Annotated in this window: 15 protein-coding genes; 14 read left to right on the top strand and 1 reads right to left on the bottom strand. The window is 54.8% G+C overall.

Annotation, left to right across the window (positions count from 1 at the left end; genetic code table 11):
- Nucleotides 1–11: 11 nt before the first annotated feature.
- The 12 genes from NST23_RS24005 to NST23_RS23950 all read left to right on the top strand — a co-directional run bounded on the left by NST23_RS24005 (nucleotide 12) and on the right by NST23_RS23950 (nucleotide 10,900).
- Nucleotides 12–755: an ABC transporter ATP-binding protein gene (locus NST23_RS24005; protein WP_122964325.1), complete on the top strand. Its 744-nt coding sequence runs from the start codon at nucleotides 12–14 to the stop codon at nucleotides 753–755.
- Nucleotides 756–792: 37 nt separating this feature from the next.
- On the top strand, nucleotides 793–1,998 hold the full coding sequence (locus NST23_RS24000; protein ID WP_122964326.1) for an ABC transporter substrate-binding protein: 1,206 nt from the start codon (nucleotides 793–795) through the stop codon (nucleotides 1,996–1,998).
- Between the two features lie 101 nt (nucleotides 1,999–2,099).
- A complete protein-coding gene (locus tag NST23_RS23995; protein WP_122964327.1) occupies nucleotides 2,100–2,927 on the top strand; it encodes a methyl-accepting chemotaxis protein in 828 nt (275 codons plus the stop codon).
- A 118-nt stretch (nucleotides 2,928–3,045) separates the two neighbouring features.
- On the top strand, nucleotides 3,046–4,014 hold the full coding sequence (paaA, locus tag NST23_RS23990; RefSeq protein WP_122964328.1) for a 1,2-phenylacetyl-CoA epoxidase subunit PaaA: 969 nt from the start codon (nucleotides 3,046–3,048) through the stop codon (nucleotides 4,012–4,014).
- Nucleotides 4,015–4,024: 10 nt separating this feature from the next.
- Nucleotides 4,025–4,372, top strand: coding sequence for a 1,2-phenylacetyl-CoA epoxidase subunit PaaB (gene paaB / locus NST23_RS23985; protein WP_063230858.1), 348 nt, complete (start codon nucleotides 4,025–4,027; stop codon nucleotides 4,370–4,372).
- Between the two features lie 18 nt (nucleotides 4,373–4,390).
- A complete protein-coding gene (gene paaC / locus NST23_RS23980; protein ID WP_173596658.1) occupies nucleotides 4,391–5,224 on the top strand; it encodes a 1,2-phenylacetyl-CoA epoxidase subunit PaaC in 834 nt (277 codons plus the stop codon).
- A 14-nt stretch (nucleotides 5,225–5,238) separates the two neighbouring features.
- The gene (gene paaD / locus NST23_RS23975; protein ID WP_063230860.1) at nucleotides 5,239–5,742 is read left to right on the top strand and encodes a 1,2-phenylacetyl-CoA epoxidase subunit PaaD; all 504 of its coding nucleotides are present in this window, start codon (nucleotides 5,239–5,241) and stop codon (nucleotides 5,740–5,742) included.
- Nucleotides 5,743–5,765: 23 nt separating this feature from the next.
- Nucleotides 5,766–7,208: an NAD-dependent succinate-semialdehyde dehydrogenase gene (locus NST23_RS23970; RefSeq protein WP_173596659.1), complete on the top strand. Its 1,443-nt coding sequence runs from the start codon at nucleotides 5,766–5,768 to the stop codon at nucleotides 7,206–7,208.
- Nucleotides 7,209–7,416: 208 nt separating this feature from the next.
- The gene (locus NST23_RS23965; protein ID WP_122964331.1) at nucleotides 7,417–8,310 is read left to right on the top strand and encodes a cytochrome c oxidase assembly protein; all 894 of its coding nucleotides are present in this window, start codon (nucleotides 7,417–7,419) and stop codon (nucleotides 8,308–8,310) included.
- A gap of 34 nt (nucleotides 8,311–8,344) precedes the next feature.
- A complete protein-coding gene (locus NST23_RS23960) occupies nucleotides 8,345–8,803 on the top strand; it encodes a DUF420 domain-containing protein (protein ID WP_122964332.1) in 459 nt (152 codons plus the stop codon).
- 110 nt (nucleotides 8,804–8,913) lie between these two features.
- Nucleotides 8,914–9,849: a heme o synthase gene (gene cyoE, locus NST23_RS23955; RefSeq protein WP_122964333.1), complete on the top strand. Its 936-nt coding sequence runs from the start codon at nucleotides 8,914–8,916 to the stop codon at nucleotides 9,847–9,849.
- Nucleotides 9,850–9,985: 136 nt separating this feature from the next.
- Complete coding sequence (locus tag NST23_RS23950; protein WP_122964334.1) at nucleotides 9,986–10,900, top strand: COX15/CtaA family protein; 915 nt, start codon at nucleotides 9,986–9,988, stop codon at nucleotides 10,898–10,900.
- A 77-nt stretch (nucleotides 10,901–10,977) separates the two neighbouring features.
- On the opposite strand, the gene NST23_RS23945 is transcribed toward NST23_RS23950, so the two are convergent.
- A complete protein-coding gene (locus tag NST23_RS23945) occupies nucleotides 10,978–11,709 on the bottom strand; it encodes a hypothetical protein (protein WP_340964709.1) in 732 nt (243 codons plus the stop codon).
- Nucleotides 11,710–11,878: 169 nt separating this feature from the next.
- On the opposite strand from NST23_RS23945, the gene NST23_RS23940 reads away from it, so the two are divergent.
- Both NST23_RS23940 and NST23_RS23935 read left to right on the top strand, forming a co-directional pair.
- Complete coding sequence (locus tag NST23_RS23940) at nucleotides 11,879–13,120, top strand: exonuclease SbcCD subunit D (protein WP_173598547.1); 1,242 nt, start codon at nucleotides 11,879–11,881, stop codon at nucleotides 13,118–13,120.
- Nucleotides 13,117–16,767: an SMC family ATPase gene (locus tag NST23_RS23935; RefSeq protein WP_340964706.1), complete on the top strand. Its 3,651-nt coding sequence runs from the start codon at nucleotides 13,117–13,119 to the stop codon at nucleotides 16,765–16,767. The genes NST23_RS23940 and NST23_RS23935 overlap by 4 nt, the downstream gene beginning before the upstream one ends.
- Nucleotides 16,768–16,769 lie beyond the last annotated feature (2 nt).

Below are 16,769 nucleotides of genomic sequence, written 5' to 3'. Positions count from 1 at the left end.
GGGGGAAAACGATGGGAAAAACGATCTTGAAAGTGGACGGCGTCACGGCTCGCTACGGTCCTGTAGAAGTGCTGCACGGAATTACGATGCAAGTGAACGAAGGAGAGATCGTCTCGCTGCTCGGGGCAAACGGCGCTGGCAAAACGACGCTGTTGAATTGCATCTGCGGTCTGCACGGAGCGAAAGAAGGGAAGATCTGGTTTCGCGATGCCGACATCACCGGAATCCCGGCCGAGCTTGTCGTGCCGCGCGGGATGGCGCATGTGCCGGAGCGCCGACAAATTTTCTCCACGCTCACCGTCGAGGACAATTTGTGGCTGGGCGCTTCCCACCGCATGCCCAAAACGAGCAAAAAAGAGATCGCCAAAGAAATGCAGACCGTTTACGAGCGCTTTCCGATTTTGGCAGAGCGGAAATGGCAACTGGGGGGAACGCTATCTGGCGGACAGCAGCAAATGCTGGCGATCGGACGGGCGCTTTTATCCAGGCCGCAATTGTTGCTCCTGGACGAGCCTTCGCTTGGCTTGGCACCGCTGATTGCCAAGGAAATATTGACGATCGTTCAGGAGATTCGCTCCGAGTGGGGTACAACCGTGTTGTTGGTTGAGCAAAACGCTCGCGCTGCGCTGGCGATTTCCGACAGGGCTTATGTGTTGAGTACAGGCGAAGTGATGCTGGAAGGCAGTGCTGAGGAAATCAGCAACGATCCGCGTGTGCAATCTGCTTATCTGGGACACTCCCACGAAGCGGTTTGACATTGATAAAAAGATAGATACTCAAGGGGGCTTATCCATGAAAAAAGGAACGTTTCGCAAGTGGCTGTATCCGGTAGCGATTGCTTCACTCGTCTTGCTCAGCGCCTGTGGCGGCGGCGCGAAGCCAGCGGCAGAAGCAGGGGGCGGACAGACGGCGGCAACAGGTGGCGCCAGCGGGGAACCAATCAAAGTCGGGGCGATTTTCTCTCTGACTGGCCCGAACAGCCCGCTTGGGGTACCGGAGAAGCAAGCCGTTGAGCTGCTCGTCAAAGAAATCAACGGAGCAGGCGGAGTGAATGGCCGCCCGGTCGAAGTCGTGTTTGAGGACGACAAGTCGGATAACACGGAAGCTGTGAAAGCGATCAAGAAGCTGGTTTCCAAAGAAAAAGTAGTCGCTGTCCTCGGCTCCTCCGGCAGCGGACCATCTCTCGGCATGGCCGAATTTGCCGCAACTGAGAAGCTGCCGCTGATTTCGATGGCAGCAGCGGATCAGATTACCAATCCGGTGCGCGCAGGCATTTTCAAAACACCGCATACCGATGTACACGGCACGAAGCGCATTTTCAAATACTTGAAAGAAAAAGGCATTACCAAAATCGCGACGCTCAACGACAGCAATCCGTACGGAAGCGGCTGGACAACGCAATTGCAAAAGTACGCGCCTGAATACGGCATTACGATCGTAGCGGAAGAGAAGTACGGCACGAAGGACCCGTCCATGAGCTCCCAGTTGACCAAGATCAAAGGAACGGATGCACAGGCGCTGATCGTCGCAGGAACGAACCCTGGCCCGGCTACGATTGTGAAGGAAGCGAAACAGCTCAATATGACGATTCCGATCATCAGCAGCCACGGTTCAGCCAACAGCAAGTTTTTGGAGCTGGTGGGCGATGCGGGTGAAGGTGTCCTGATGGTAGCAGGCAAACTGCTGGTGCCGGATCAGGTAGATGCAAACGACCCGCAAGCAGCGGTCATCAAAAAGTTCGCAGAAGGCTATCAAGCAGCGTACAGCTCGCAGCCGGACGGTTTTGCCGGATACGGCTACGACGGTCTGAACCTGCTCGTGGAAGGGTTGAAGCAAGCAGGCGGCGACGCTTCCAAGCTAGGCGAAGTTTTGGAAAAAGTGAAGTACGTGGGAGTTACCGGGGAATTTACCTTCTCGAATGACGATCACAACGGACTGACGGAAGACAGCATGATCATGGTCGAAGTGAAGGGCGGCAAATTCCAGATTGTGAAGTAATTCAATCGATGATGCAGGTGGAGACGATGGCTGTTCTTTTCGCAAACGTGACGGATGCGAAGAGAATAGCCGTTTTCGTCCCTTGGTCAGGAGGTAAATACATGTCTCAACTGTTAAACAGCGTGCTGATGGTTGCCCCCATTTTGCAAAAGGCTTTTTTGTTCGATTGCATGGTCGGAGTGACCGACCGGGAGAAGTTTCTCGCTTACTATCCGGCGCATGGACTCAATCTGGGCATCAAAGTCGGGGACCCGCTGCGCCAGGGGAGCATCAATGCCACGGCGATTGCGGAAAACAAGCGGGTGGTGAAGAAGATCTCCAAGGAGCTTTACGGCATTCCGTATATTGCCGTCGGTTATCCAATCGTGGAAAAGGGGCAAGTAGTGGGCTGTCTGGCTACAGGGGTCACGACCGATCAGGAGGACAGGCTGCGCGGCTTGGCGGAAAATTTGACGAACGCCTTGGAAAACATTGCGGTACATACGGAAAGCCTGGCAAAAGACGCCGATCATCTCGCGCAGGCCAGCCATACGCTGAGCGATGCGGCAGGACAAATGGAAGTGAAAATCGCGGAGACGACGCAGATCAATGAGCTGATTCGCAACATTTCCACCCGTTCCAATGTGCTTGGGTTGAATGCCGTCCTGGAGGCAGCGCGAGCCGGAGCGGCAGGCCGGGGCTTTTCTGTCGTCGCTGAAGAGATTCGCCAGTTGTCGCAGACGACCTCGACGTCGGCAAAGGACATTTTTCGCATTCTCGACGAGATGAACGCCCTTGTCGGCACCGTGTCAGGCGAGATGGAAAAGACGCTGAATCACAGCCTGCAACAATCTACGCGCATTCAGGAGCTGGACGCTGTCATGCAAGAGCTGCGGCATATGGCAGAACAGCTGAAAAAGGCGGCCGTCCTGTCCGGGCGGATGGAATAAGCAAAGGTTCCAGGCGGAAGGATATTGCTAAAACGTATGACGTTATGTTATTATAACGTTATAAAAACGTAGTATGATTTTAACATAATGGACAACGGCTAATAAGGAGGTATTCTCCATGCAAACACAGATGGAACGTTCTGATCTGACCGAAAACGAAAAAATGGAAGCGTTTTTAGCGAAAATCGACCGCGGAGGAAAAATCGAAGCGGACGACTGGATGCCAGACGACTATCGCAACCAGCTGATCAAGCTGATTTCGATGCACGGCATCAGCGAAATCATGGGGGCTTTGCCGGAAAAGGAATGGGTACCCAAGGCACCGACGTTGCGCCGCAAGCTGGCGATCATGGCGAAGGTGCAGGATGAGATGGGACACGGGCAGCTTTTGCTGCGGGTAGCGGAAGATTTGCTGGCGCCGCTTGGCAAGACGCGCGAAGACTTGATGAATGACTTGTTTGCAAAAAGACTGAAATTTCACAATGTGTTCCACATGGAAGCGCCAACCTGGGCAGATGCAGGGGTAATCGGCTGGCTGGTGGACGGAGCGGCTATCATTACCCAGTCCATGTCGCTCGATACATCTTATGCGCCGTATGCGCGGGCGCTGCACCGGATTTGCGCCGAGGAGAAATTCCATGCGCAGCACGGCGAGAGCATCGTCCTGGAGCTGGCAGAGGGCACGGAGGAACAGCGCCAGATGCTGCAAGAAGCGATTACGCGCTGGTGGCCATCGCTTTTGATGTTCTTCGGACCGCCTGAGAACGGTACGATTACGAGCAACCAATCCGCCAACATGCGTTACAAGATTCGCACGCAGACGAATGAGGAACTGCGGCAAGTGTTTTTGAAAAAGTATTTGCCACGCATTTTCCACCTCGGCTTCACTGTGCCGGATGAGACGATTCACTTCGATGAAGAAAAAGACCAATGGGTGTATCAGCAACCGGATTGGGAACAGTTCAAGCAGATCGTCAAGGGGAACGGCCCGCGCTCTGCTCATCGTCTGAATCTTAGGGAAACATCGTATGAAGAAACAAAATGGGTGCGCGACGCAATCATGTCGTACGGCCGCCACGTAGGGTAGGTGAATGGATATGAACAAGGAAACAGAAGTCAGAGACGACTTTTTCATTTACGAAGTATTCAGTCAAAGAAGTGTCAGCTCATCATTTGTCCATCAGTTCAGCCTCTTGGCTCCAAACAAGGAAGTTGCGCTCGCGATGGCGAGAGAAAACTTCCTGCGCCGCGAGACTTGTTTTAACATCTGGGTGGTGAAGCGCGACGATATTTACGGCTTGTCGCCGGAAGAGCGTCCGTTTTTGGAGCGGCTCGACAACAAGAGCTACCGGGAGACGCGAGGCTATGGCGACTTGCAGGCAAGATGGCGCCATCACAGAGAGCAGTACGAAGAAAAACAAAAGCATGCGGAAAGCGGCAGCTAAGCAGGAGGGGATACAATCATGGGCGACTTTTCACAAGTAGAAACAACAGAAGCGGCAAAACAAAACCCGGAATACGCGCAAGCCTTGACTGATTTGCTGTTCCAGCTTGCTGACGACGATTTCATTCTCGCCTATCGCGGTTCGGAATGGCTCGGGCTGGCTCCGCACATCGAGGAGGACGTCGCGTTTTCTTCGATGTCGCAGGACATGATGGGTCATGCCGTGATGTTTTACGAGATGCTGGAACAGCTCGGAGTAGGCAAGGCGGACGATCTCGCACAGCTTCGGGAAGCAGATGCGTTCCGCAATGCGATTTTGGTCGAGCGAAAAAACGGGGAAGGCGACTACAACACCGACCCTCACTATGACTGGGCGTATGCGATTGTCCGCAGCTATGTGTACGGACTGTACAAACAGGTTCGCTTGGAGTCTTTGCTCCAATCATCGTACACACCGCTGGCACTGGTCAGCCGCAAAATGATGACGGAGCATCGCTACCATCTGATGCACTGGCAAGTTTGGCTCACGCAGTTGGCCAACAGTACAGACGAAGCGCGGAAAAGACTGGAAGCTGCGATTGAGAAAGTATGGAAGGATGCAGGCGAGCTTTATCAGCTCGGTGCGAACGCCGACGCGATCGTCCGCTGTGGGCTGATTGCCGGCGAAGGCGAGTTGAAACAGAAGTGGCTCACATTGACTCAGGGCATTTTTGAAAAAGCGGGCCTCGTGTGGGCGGGTGAGCCGGGAGTGCCTGAGCAGCGCGGTCGTCACGGTCAGCATACGCCTGAGCTTGCACAAGCTTTGGCTACCTTGTCGGAAGTATATCGCATCGATCCGGCCGCGGGCTGGTAGAAAGGGTGATCTGCATGGCGCAAGAAGGAATGCATGTACATGACGGGCTGGAAGCGACATGCTGGGAACTGCTACAGCAAGTGACTGATCCGGAGATTCCGGTCATAAGCATGGTAGAGATGGGGATGATCCACAAGGTGCGGGTAGAGGACGATGTCGCGCATGTCGACGTGCTCCCTACTTTTGTCGGATGTCCTGCGCTGGAAATCATGAAAAAAAATATCGCAGCGAAGCTGGTAGAGGCGGACGGAATCAGCAAGGTGGAGGTTCAGTTTGTCTACGATCCCGCCTGGACGTCCGATCGTATCGTGCCAGAGGCGAGAGGGAAGCTAAAGAGCTTCGGCATTGCTCCTCCGCCAATCGATTTCAAACCGGGAGATACATGGGAAGTGTCCTGTCCTTACTGTGACTCCCCTTATACGCAAATTGACAACTTGTTTGGCCCTGCCGCATGCCGCAGCATTTTGTATTGCCGGCATTGCAAAAATCCGTTTGAGGCGCTAAAGCCAATTTATTGAAGAGAGTGAGAGGAGCGATAGTCATGGGAGAGTACAAGCAAATGTATATCAATGGAGAGTGGGTTTCTGCCGAGAGCGGCGAATCGATTCAAATCGTGAATCCGGCGACGGGCGAAGTCGTGGGAAGCGCTGCTTTTGGAGATTCCCGCGATGCCCAAAAAGCGATTGACGCTGCACATGAGGCTTTTGGAAGCTGGTCCCGTTTGACTGCTCGCGAGCGCTCCAAGTATTTGTACAACTTGTCCGAACTGGTCAAACAGAGCCGTGACGAGCTGGCAGGCATCATTTCTGCGGAAATGGGCAAACCGCTTGGCGAAGCAAAAGGCGAAGTGCTGGGTGCAGCGGACAACTTCGTCTGGTATGCGGAAGAAGCGAAGCGCGTTTACGGAGAGACGATCCCTTCGTCCGTGCCGAACAAGCGCATCATGGTGCTCCGTCAGCCTGTAGGTGTGGTCGGCGCGATTACACCGTGGAACTTCCCGGTGAACATGGTCGCACGCAAAATCGCCCCTGCACTGGCAGCCGGTTGCACAGTAGTCTTGAAGCCGGCGGAAGCGACGCCGCTGTCTGCCATTCGCTTGTTTGAACTGATCGAGAAGGCTGGTTTTCCAAAAGGGGTCGTCAACCTCGTCATCGGCAAGCCGGAGTCGATCGGCCAAGAGTTTATCGAGAATCCAAAGCTGAGCAAAATCGGCTTCACAGGCTCCACTCGCGTCGGCAAGCTGCTGATGGAAGGAGCGGCGAAGCAAGTGAAGCGCGTCAGCATGGAGCTGGGCGGCCACGCGCCATTCATCGTCTTCCCTGACGCCGATCTGGATGCGGCAGTAAAAGGACTGTTTGAGAGCAAGTTCCGCAACTCCGGCCAAATGTGCATTTGCACGAATCGGCTGTATGTTCACGAAGATGTAGCCGACGCCTTTACCGAGAAATTGGTCGAGCGTCTGAAGCGGGCCAAAGTGGGAGACGGACGACTGAAGGAAACCGAAATCGGACCGTTGGTGAACGAGCGCGCGCTTTCCAAAGTGCTGGAGCACATTGAGGACGCGAAAGGAAAAGGCGGTCAAATCGTATACGGCGGCAACCGTCTGACAGAAGGCGACTACGCAAATGGCTTCTATTGCGAGCCTACCGTTATCTCCGGTGTGACCGACGAGATGAAAATCGCAAATGAAGAAACGTTTGGACCAGTTGTTCCGCTCGTTCGTTTCTCAGACGAAGCAGACGTCGTGCGCCAGGCAAACGATACGCGCTACGGTCTGGCTGCTTACGTGTACACGCGTGACAACCAGCGCTGCTTCCGGATGGCAGAGCAGCTGGAGTACGGCATCGTCGGCATCAACGACGGATCGCCGACCCAGACGCAAGCTCCGTTTGGCGGATTCAAGGAAAGCGGCATCGGACGCGAAGGTGGACGCTACGGTATGGATGAGTATTTGGAGACGAAATTCGTTTCTTTCGGAGTGTAGTCCAGACCGCGTTTTACAAGGGGACCAGAGGAGATCTGGTCTTCTTTTTTTTGCCAAAGCATTTGTCAACACTTTGTTCATTTTTCTTATCAAAGAAGCAGGCAATCAACGGTATAATGGAGATTGTATAGAGGGCACCCTTATTAGGTAGATTAGAATGTAAAAAAATTCAAATCGAGATAAAGCTCAGCTCGAAGGGAGGATATGAATGGGTCAGCATCAACACGAGCTGTCAGCGATGAACACGGGGGCATCCTTTTCAGATTTGTGGAGTCCCGACGTGATGCTCTTCACTCTTTTAATTGCCACGGTATATTTCCTGGTAACGGGTCCCATGCACAAGCGTTTTGAACATGCCACCACGGCGACAGCAAAGCAAAAGCTGCTGTTTGTCTTTGGCTTGCTGCTGTTTTACGCGGCACAAGGAAGCCCGATCAGCTATTATGGCCATCATTACTTGTTCAGCCTGCACATGCTGCAGCAGTCCATTTTGTATTTTGCCCTGCCTCCGATTGTGCTCTTGGCGATGCCGGAGTGGCTTTTGGAAAAAATCTTTCAGCCACGGCCGCTCAAAGCGATTCTTCGCGCGGTTACTCACCCGCTGGTAGCGGCATTATTGTTCAACACGCTGTTTTCGTTCTACCATATACCGTTTATATTTGATGCAGCGGCTCTTAATCACGAGTGGATGACAGTCTACCATGTCGTCTTGATTTTCGCTGCTTTCGCTATGTGGTGGCCGATTGTCAGTCCATTGTCCGACAGCAAGAGACAGTTGGCGGGATTAAAAAAATTGACGTACATTTTTGCCAACGGGGTGCTGATTACCCCTGCCTGTGCGTTGATTATTTTCGCGTCCGATCCTTTGTATGCGACGTACATCTCGGCTCCGCAACTGTTCCCGAGCCTCGACACGTTCAGTGACCAGCGACTTGGTGGAATCATCATGAAACTGGTGCAAGAGCTTGTGTATGGTTCCGTGCTCGCCTACGTTTTCTACCACTGGTATAAGCAGGAGAAGCAGGAAGACCTGCCGATGGATGAGCAGCCCGCGGTTGCCCTGCTGAGAAAAACGCCGACGATGGATGAAGGCCGGGTATAAAAATATAGATAGATTATTTGAATGAGGTGTAGAAATGTCCATCTTGCTGCCTACGATAAGCACGTCGTTTATCGTCATCAGCGGTATTCTTGTCGCTTGTGGCTGGTATGCGGTCGCGAAGAAACAAATTGATAAGCACATGAAGATCATGAAGTGGGCCGCCATCTGTGCGACGATCTTCTTCATCACGTATGTATCCAGAACGGCTTTTGTCGGGAATACTCATTTCGGCGGGCCGGACAGCTTGAAGCCAATCTATCAGACGTTTCTCGTCTTTCACATCGTGCTGGCAACCGTAGGGGGAGTCATGGGGCTGATCACGCTCAGACACGCCTACAAGAACAACATTGCCGCCCACCGCAAAATCGGGCCGTGGACGTCGATCGTCTGGTTTGTGACCGCCATTACCGGAGCTACGGTGTACACTCTGCTGTATATCATCTATCCGGGCGGGGAAACGGCTGGCGTTCTGGATGTTATTTTTGGAAAGTAGCTTGGGCGCTTTTCAAGTTGACTAGCTTCTTTTGCTTTCGATACAATGGAAGTTAGTTCTTCATTCGGATATTCGCATGTTCAGATAGATTCAGACAGGAGGTACAAAACGTGGACCAGCAAGTGACAATGCAGGAATCGCTTAACAGCGAGACACCCCTGCACGCACAACCGGGAGAGCCGGCGACTTTTCGGGACTACGTAGAACTGACAAAGCCTGGGATTACCATGTCCAACCTGATGACTACCTTTGCTGCCCTATGGATGGCATCTTACGGTTTTCCAGACTGGAAACTAGCGATTTTCACCATGATTGGTACAGCTTTGGTGATCATGTCGGGTGCGACGTTAAACAACTACTACGACCGTGATTTGGACAAAAAAATGAAGCGTACCAAAGGGCGTGCGCTTGCAGCAGGGCGCATCGCGCCACGCACGGCCATCCTCTTGGGGATCGGCTTGCTGCTCGCAGGTCTTGCGGTGCTCGCCGTATTCGCCAATCCGCTGGCTGCTGTTTGGGGATTGATCGGTCATATTTTCTACGTGTTGATTTACACTCCGCTCAAACGCGTGACCACATTGAACACGGTCATTGGCGGGATTTCCGGTGCGGCTCCGCCTGTAATCGGCTGGGTTGCTGTAACGAACAGCATGGACCCGGCAGCGTGGCTGCTTTTCCTGATTTTGTTCCTGTGGCAGCCGCCGCACTTCCTTGCGCTGGCGATGCTGAAAACCGAGGAATACCGCGCAGGCAATCTGCCTATGCTGCCAGTTGTCAAAGGCTTCGCAGAAACGAAGCGGCAAATGGTTTTGTGGGGATCTGTCCTGTTCCCGGCTTCGTTGCTGCTCTTTATCCATGGAAGCGTTGGTTATGTTTACCTGGCTGTCATGGGCTTGATGGGAATCGTGTACATGGTGCTGCTGTTCCAAGGCTTCAAAGCCAAGGATGATCTGGCGTGGGCGCGCAAGCTTTTCGGCTACTCGATTCTGTATTTGACAGTCTTTTGCGCCGTCATTGTCATCAGCACAATGGTGTACCATTATTGACACGAAACACTCACCAAATGTTCACGGAACATCCCTTGCTTAGCAGGGGATGTTTCATTAATGTTAGAGAGGGCAACAGTTAAGAGGCTGCTTCACCGAGAGTCTCAAACATCACAAGAAATAGGGTGTATTCACTATGGAAAAATGGCTGAAACCTCTAGCCGTTCTTGCTACTCTCGTCATGTTTATCGTCATGATCGCCGGGTCGCTTGTGACCAAAACGGATTCGGGCCTGGGCTGTGGAAACGACTGGCCGCTCTGTAATGGGAAATGGGTTCCGGAGTATACCTTGGCTTCAATCATTGAATACATGCATCGGCTGATAACAGGCGTGGCAGGCATTGTGGTAATCGTTTTCTCCGTACTTTGCTGGCGTCATTACCGGGGCAATCAGGAAGTGCGCAATCTCGCCCTGTTCGGTTTGTTTTTTATCGTGCTGGAGTCCATTCTCGGCGCTTCCGCGGTGATCTGGCCGCAGTCGTCGTCCGTCCTGGCTCTGCACTTCGGATTTTCGCTTCTGGCCTTCACGGGCGTGTTCCTTTTGACCGGGTTCGTGTTGCAGCGCGACAAAATGGCGAGCATGGTGCAGGCAAAAGCCCCGAGAGGATTCCGCAACTGGATTTGGGCTGTGGCAGCCTACACGTACGGAGTGGTCTACCTGGGAGCGTACGTCAGACATACCGGCTCCAGCATGGCTTGTAGTGACTGGCCACTGTGCGAGGGGCAAATCATTCCCGAGCTGTCCGGGCAGATCGGCATTCAATTCGCACACAGGCTGGGGGCGCTGGTGCTGGCGATTGTGCTGTTGGCAACGATGATCTACGCTATCCGTCATTTCAAACAAACGCGTCGCGATCTGTACGGGGCGAGCATCCTCGCTTTTGTGCTGGTCATCGCTCAAGTGTTCAGCGGCGGCTTCGTCGTCTTGTTCCAGCTCCACCTCTACGCGACGTTGCTTCACTCGATGATCATCACGATTTTGTTTGGCGTCATTTGTTACATGTGCTTGCAGTCGCTCAAATCACCGCGGCCGGACAAGCTGAAACGATAAGCAGTAAGATGAAAAAAAGAGCCGCATTCCCTTTGATCGACCGGGAGTGCGGCTTTGTGCATCTGTGGCGAAAAGCGTCAGGGCGCGAGAGTGAATGCCTCGTTTTCAAAGCGGTATACTTGCAGCCTGGTTGACGATTTGCCAGAGAGCGGGCTGCCTGTATCCGGGTCAAGCTCCTGTTCCGTCGTCCAATAGTAGAGTGCAGGGTGCTGCTCGTCGTCAGTAAGCTGCTGGTAGTTGCCAAGCGTCTGGAAAAGTTGACCGCCTGGCACGGATGAGGTTTGCTTCAAAACACCGCTCCAGGCCTCGACCAGCTTGCCTTTTTCCATGTACCAGAGATGGGCTTCATAGGCAGATATTCCGGTTCCGCCTGTATGGTCAACCGTTTCAAACAAGCGTTTTCCCGCCACTTCCGCAGAGTCGTCTGAAGCGTGCGGATCAAGCTGCGGGTGGTTGCGCTCGCTGGAAAAGTCCCACCGTTCCAGTTGCAGGTGCGGGACGTTCCACGGTTTTTCCGCGACGAGCGAATAGGTGCGATCCGCTTTTTGATCGAGGATGTAAAACGTTCCGAGGTGTACCGTAGAATTTTGTTTGGCGACGATCTCCCAATCCGCGTCATCGTCCAGATTCGCCAGTTGAAAATCAAAATTTGGCAAGGCGACAAGATTTTTTGCGCTCGCATTGATCCAGCCGATGACCTGCTCCGGGTTGGGAGTGGCGGGTTTGGCAGATTGGGGAGCGGCAGCGTGTACAAAGCTGGGCAAGGCCAGTCCGGCGAGGGCGAAAAACAACAGGCGGCGCGTCCACAAAATAAGCGTGCTCCTTTCTTTCATGTACCAGGGAATAGGTGATTCTAGTAAAAAGACGTCGAGAACGCGCAAAAGTAACCGGGAAGTACCGTAAATTTCAATCACGAACAGCGCTGTCTTTTGTTACAATGAAAAGCAAACACATGATCGTGAGGAAAGGATGGAAGTCATGCGCATTTTACATACGGCAGACTGGCATTTCGGCCGCCAGCTCGAAGGCCGGGACCGACGCGTGGAGCAGACGGCGTTTGTGGACGAGCTTTGCCGGATTGCGGAGGAACGCGAAGTCGATTTGGTACTGGTGGCAGGCGATGTGTACGATTCGGTTAACCCTCCGGCATGGGCAGAGGAGCTGTTTTACGAAGCGCTGGAACGGTTGTCCGCGGAAGGGCGGAGAGGTGTCATTGTGATTGCGGGCAATCACGATCAGCCGGAACGGGTCAGGGCAGCAGCACCGCTCGCTACGAAGCAAGGGATTGTCTTGCTCGGCTTGCCGAAGGAAGCGCCGTTGATCGCCCAGGAAGTGTCGGCGGATCGCGTGCAGATCGTTCAGGGCGGGCCTTCCTGGCTGGAGTTGAAGGTGCCTGGCTGCGAGCACCATGCCGTAGTGCTTGCGTTGCCTTATCCATCGGAGTCGCGCTTGAAGGAACTGCTCAGCGAGAGCTTTACCCAGGAGCAGATGCAGCTCGCCTTTTCCGAGCGGATTGCCCAGCTGTTTGCGGATTTGTCCGTGCATTTTCGCGAAGATACGGTGAATCTCGTCACCAGTCACTTGTTTGTCATGGGCGGCATGGAGACAGATTCGGAACGGCCGATTCAAATAGGCGGCGCCTTGACGGTGTCGCCGCAGGCGTTCCCGAAAAACGCCGATTACGTGGCGCTCGGTCACCTGCATCGGCTGCAAAAGCTCAGTGACAAGCCGCTCGTTCGCTACAGTGGCTCGCCGCTTTCCTACAGCTTTTCCGAAGCGGGACAGAGCAAGGCGGTCGTACTGGTCGAGGTGCAGCCGGGGCAGTCGGTGCAAGAAGAGATCATTTACTTGACGAGCGGTCGACCGTTGGCTCGCTGGAAGGCGACGGAAGGAATCGCCCAGGTCGAGCGCTGGCTGGCAGAAGGGCGGGATGCAGGCTCTTGGATTGATCTGGAGCTGCATGTTTCGGATGTCATCGACCCTGCTGAGTTCCAGCGTGTGCGCAAGCTATCGGATGACTTTTTGAAAATCCAGCGGGTCGTCGTACGCGAGCAGCGCGAGGAAGAAGAGGCGCAACGGGTGGAGTTGACCGAGCTGACAGCGGATCAGCTGTTCCGGCGATTTTATGAGCGCAAGCGGGGAGCGGCCCCGGACGATCGGCTTGTTGCCTTGTTTCAGCGTTTGCTCCAAGAAACCGGAGGAGAGGAGGAAGAAGCGTGAGACCGATACGATTGAAGCTGGCGGGAATGCACAGCTATCGAGAAATGCAGGAGGTTGACTTCGAAATTTTGTGCCAGGCGGGATTGTTTGGGATTTTCGGGCCGACGGGAAGCGGAAAATCGACGATCCTCGATGCGATTACACTGGCGCTTTACGGTCAGGTCGTTCGTCTGGGCGGAGGCAATCATCCGAAAGAAGTGCTGAACCAGCTGGAGCAGCGCGTCTTCGTTTCTTTTACTTTCGAGCTGGGCACAGGGGATGAGCGCAAGCGATATACGATCGAGCGGGAATTTGGCCTGGATAAAAAGGGAAACAAGCGACAGCCGGAAGTGCGGCTGATTCAGTCAGGGGCTTTGACCGGAGAGCCGGACGTTGTGCTGGAGTCGAAGGCGACGGCTGCCACTGCGGCGGTGGAGGACTTGATTGGCTTGACGCTGCAAGACTTTACCCGTGCCGTTGTGTTGCCGCAGGGGCAATTTTCGCGATTCCTGACATTGAAAGGCAGTGAGCGCAATGAAATGCTGCAACGGATGTTCCGGCTGCATATTTACGGGGAAAAGCTGAGCGAACGGGTACGGTACGCCCTTGATCAGGTAAAAGAGCAAATGCATCAGTTACAGCTTGCGACAGCGGCTTTGGGAGATGCGGGGCCAGAGGCTTTGGAGCAGGCGAGACAAACTTTCGCAGAGGCAGCCAGCATCGAGCGGGAATTTACGGAGCAAAAGCAGGAGCTGACGGGCAAGCTCAAGGAGCTGGAACAGCTGCACCAGTGGCAGGCAGAGCTTACGGGCGTGCAGCAGCAGTTGCAACAGCAGACGGCAAAGGAAGCGGAAATGGCTGCTTTGACTTCGCGAATGGGCGAGTGGGAGGCGAGCATCCGCTTGTGGCCGCTGGTGCAGCAATACGAGCGGCTCGACCAAGAGTGGGTCAAGACCGGGCAGGCATTGGAACAAAGCCGCGGACAACAGGAAGCGGCGCGGCTTGCTCTGGAAGAGGCAGAAGCTCAATATGCGCAGGCTCAGGCGGAGCTGGCCGCTCAGGAACCGCAGTTGATCGAGCAAAAAGGCAGACTGGTGCAAGCGCAGGAATGGGAAGCCGAGCTAAAAGCGATTCGCGAGGAACAGACCGCTTTGGAGCGGGAGTGGCAGGAAGTCTCGCGTGGCTTTTTGCAAACAGAACAGCAGCTACAGCAAGACGAAGCGGCCTTGGAGAACTGGCAACAGGAGTGGAACAGGCTGGAGGAAACAAGCCAAAAGGCCATGGTTGCTCCGGAGTGGCGAGATCGGATCACGCAGGCGAGAGAAGCGAAACAGCAGTGGGAACGGGAGCAAGCGAAGCTGCGTGAGCAAGAAGCAGAGCAGAAGACGCTTGTGCAGCGTTTGCAGGTGTTGACCGAAAAGGCCGCTGCGGATAAGCGCGACTGGGAGCAGGCAGAGAGCCACCTGGCAGCGCACAAGGAGCAGATGGCGAAAGCAGCGGACAAGCCGGTCATGAGCGATGCAGAGTGGGAGCAGTCCCGCAATGTGCTGGGCGAAATGAAGCAGATCGGCCGCCAATGGCGGGAAGGTTTGCAGGCTGTGGAAGGCTGGCAGGAAAAGCGGCAAAAGATCGAGCAGGAGCACATACAGGTGCAAAAGCGCTGCCAAGAGTTGGCGCTGGCCGCTCAATCGAGCGAGGCGATTGTTCTTGCGCGCCAGACCGAGCGGGAGGAGCTTAGGCAGGCGTGGGAGCAGTGGCAGCAGGAAAACATGGCGCGCTATTTGCGAGAGCGTCTGGAACAGGGCAAAGAATGCCCAGTGTGTGGCTCCGTGCACCATTCGCTGGATCATCAGGACCAATTGGCGGACGGGGAAGCCAAAGTCGCTGGCGATGAGCTGCGTACACGCATCAAAGCCGCAGAGGAAGCAGGGAAGGCTGCCGAACAGAAAGCAGCCGGAGACAAAGAAGCGTGGGTCGTTGCCAAAGGGGCGTTGGCAGCCGTCGAGGAGCGGCTTGCCGCGATACAGGCAGAGCACAAAGAGCTGGCGGCGCGGCTAACCGCCATCAAGGCGGAGTGTCACGGGCATGGACAGCCTTGGGCAGTCGACACTTTTGAAGAGCTGATCAGTGTGTACCAGCGCGAGGAAAAAGCGTTGGCAGCCAAGCATGCCGAACGGGAACAGGCAAAAGCCGAGCGGGAGCAGCAGCAAAAGCAGCTGGAAGTGCTCCGCGAGGCAGAGGCCGACAAGAAGCGGCAAATGGAAAAAAGCGCGCTGTTGCTCGAACAGGCGCAGCAGTCAGCAGCGGAAATGCAAGCCCGCCTTGCTGTGGTGCAGCAAGCTGCCAACCAGGCATGGCAAGCGCTGAATGAGGTGCGCCAAGACATTCCTGTTGAGGATATTGACCAGCAGTATGAGGAAATCGGCCGTCTGGATCGGCTGCTGGCACAGTTGCAGCGCACGCGTGCCGAGCAGGAAGCGCTGAAGAGCCAGCTTTTGACACAGGTAGAGACAGCCAAGACGCGCAGAGCCGACTGGAAAAACCGTGAAGCTGCTCTCGGAGAACGCCTGGCAGACAGGAAGCGCATGTGGGAGCAAAAGCACGCCCAGTGGCTGGAGCGGACAGGCGGCACTCCCGCGAGCGAAGGGCTGGCTCGGACAGAGCAGGCGCTGTCGCTTTTGCGTCAAGCGTTGGCACAGGCAGAAGACAAACGAAAAACGGCTGCCGAGGCAAGACAATTGGTTCAAAACGATTTGGTCAAGCATTCCGAGGCGCTGGCTGTCTTGACGAGACAGCGGTCAGAGGCGCACGAGGCTTTGTATCAAGGGTTGCAGGAGACGGGCTTCGCCAACGTGGAACGGGTACAAGAAAGGTACGCAGAGCGCGGGCAATTGCCCCAAGCAAGGGAGCAGGTCGAAGCGTATACGCGTGCTTTGACACAGCTGCGTTACGAGGAAGACAGGCTGCTGCAAGCCATTGCAGGGCGCACGGTCAGCACGGAAGAACTGCTCGCTGCCAAAGAGGCGTGGGGCACATGGGAGCAGTCTTTTGCCGAGGCGCAAAAGCAAGTCGCCGTAGCGAAAGAGCACGTCGATCGCATGGAAAAAAACCATAGCAAGTGGCAGGAGCTGCACCAGCAAATTGTCGAGCAGCAAGATGAGCAAAGCCGTCTGGAAGAACTGAAAAAGCTGTTTGAAGCCAAGGCGTTTGTCCAGTTCATTGCCGAGGAAAAACTGGTGACGATTGCGAGAGATGCTTCCTACCATCTGAAGCGGATGACGGCCAATCGCTACGGATTGGAAATCGGCGACGAGGGAGAGTTTGTCCTGCGCGACGAGGGCGCAGGCGGTATGCGCCGTCCAGTCAGCACCTTGTCCGGCGGAGAAACGTTCCTGACCTCGCTGTCGCTGGCGTTAGCCTTGTCGATGGAGATTCAGATGCGCGGCGGCAGACTGGAATTTTTCTTTTTGGACGAAGGCTTTGGAACGCTCGATCCCGAGCTGCTGGAGGTCGTCATGGATGCGCTTGAGCGGCTGCGCATGGACGATTTTACGATTGGCGTCATCAGTCACGTTCCGGAAATACGTGTGCGCATGCCGCGCCGTCTGGTAGTGACTCCGGCAGAGCCGATGGGCAAAGGCAGCAAGCTGCTGCTGGAAATGGAGTAGGG

Source organism: Brevibacillus sp. FSL K6-0770, assembly GCF_038000275.1.
GTDB lineage: Bacteria > Bacillota > Bacilli > Brevibacillales > Brevibacillaceae > Brevibacillus > Brevibacillus parabrevis.
This window is presented reverse-complemented; position numbering and strand designations above follow the sequence as displayed.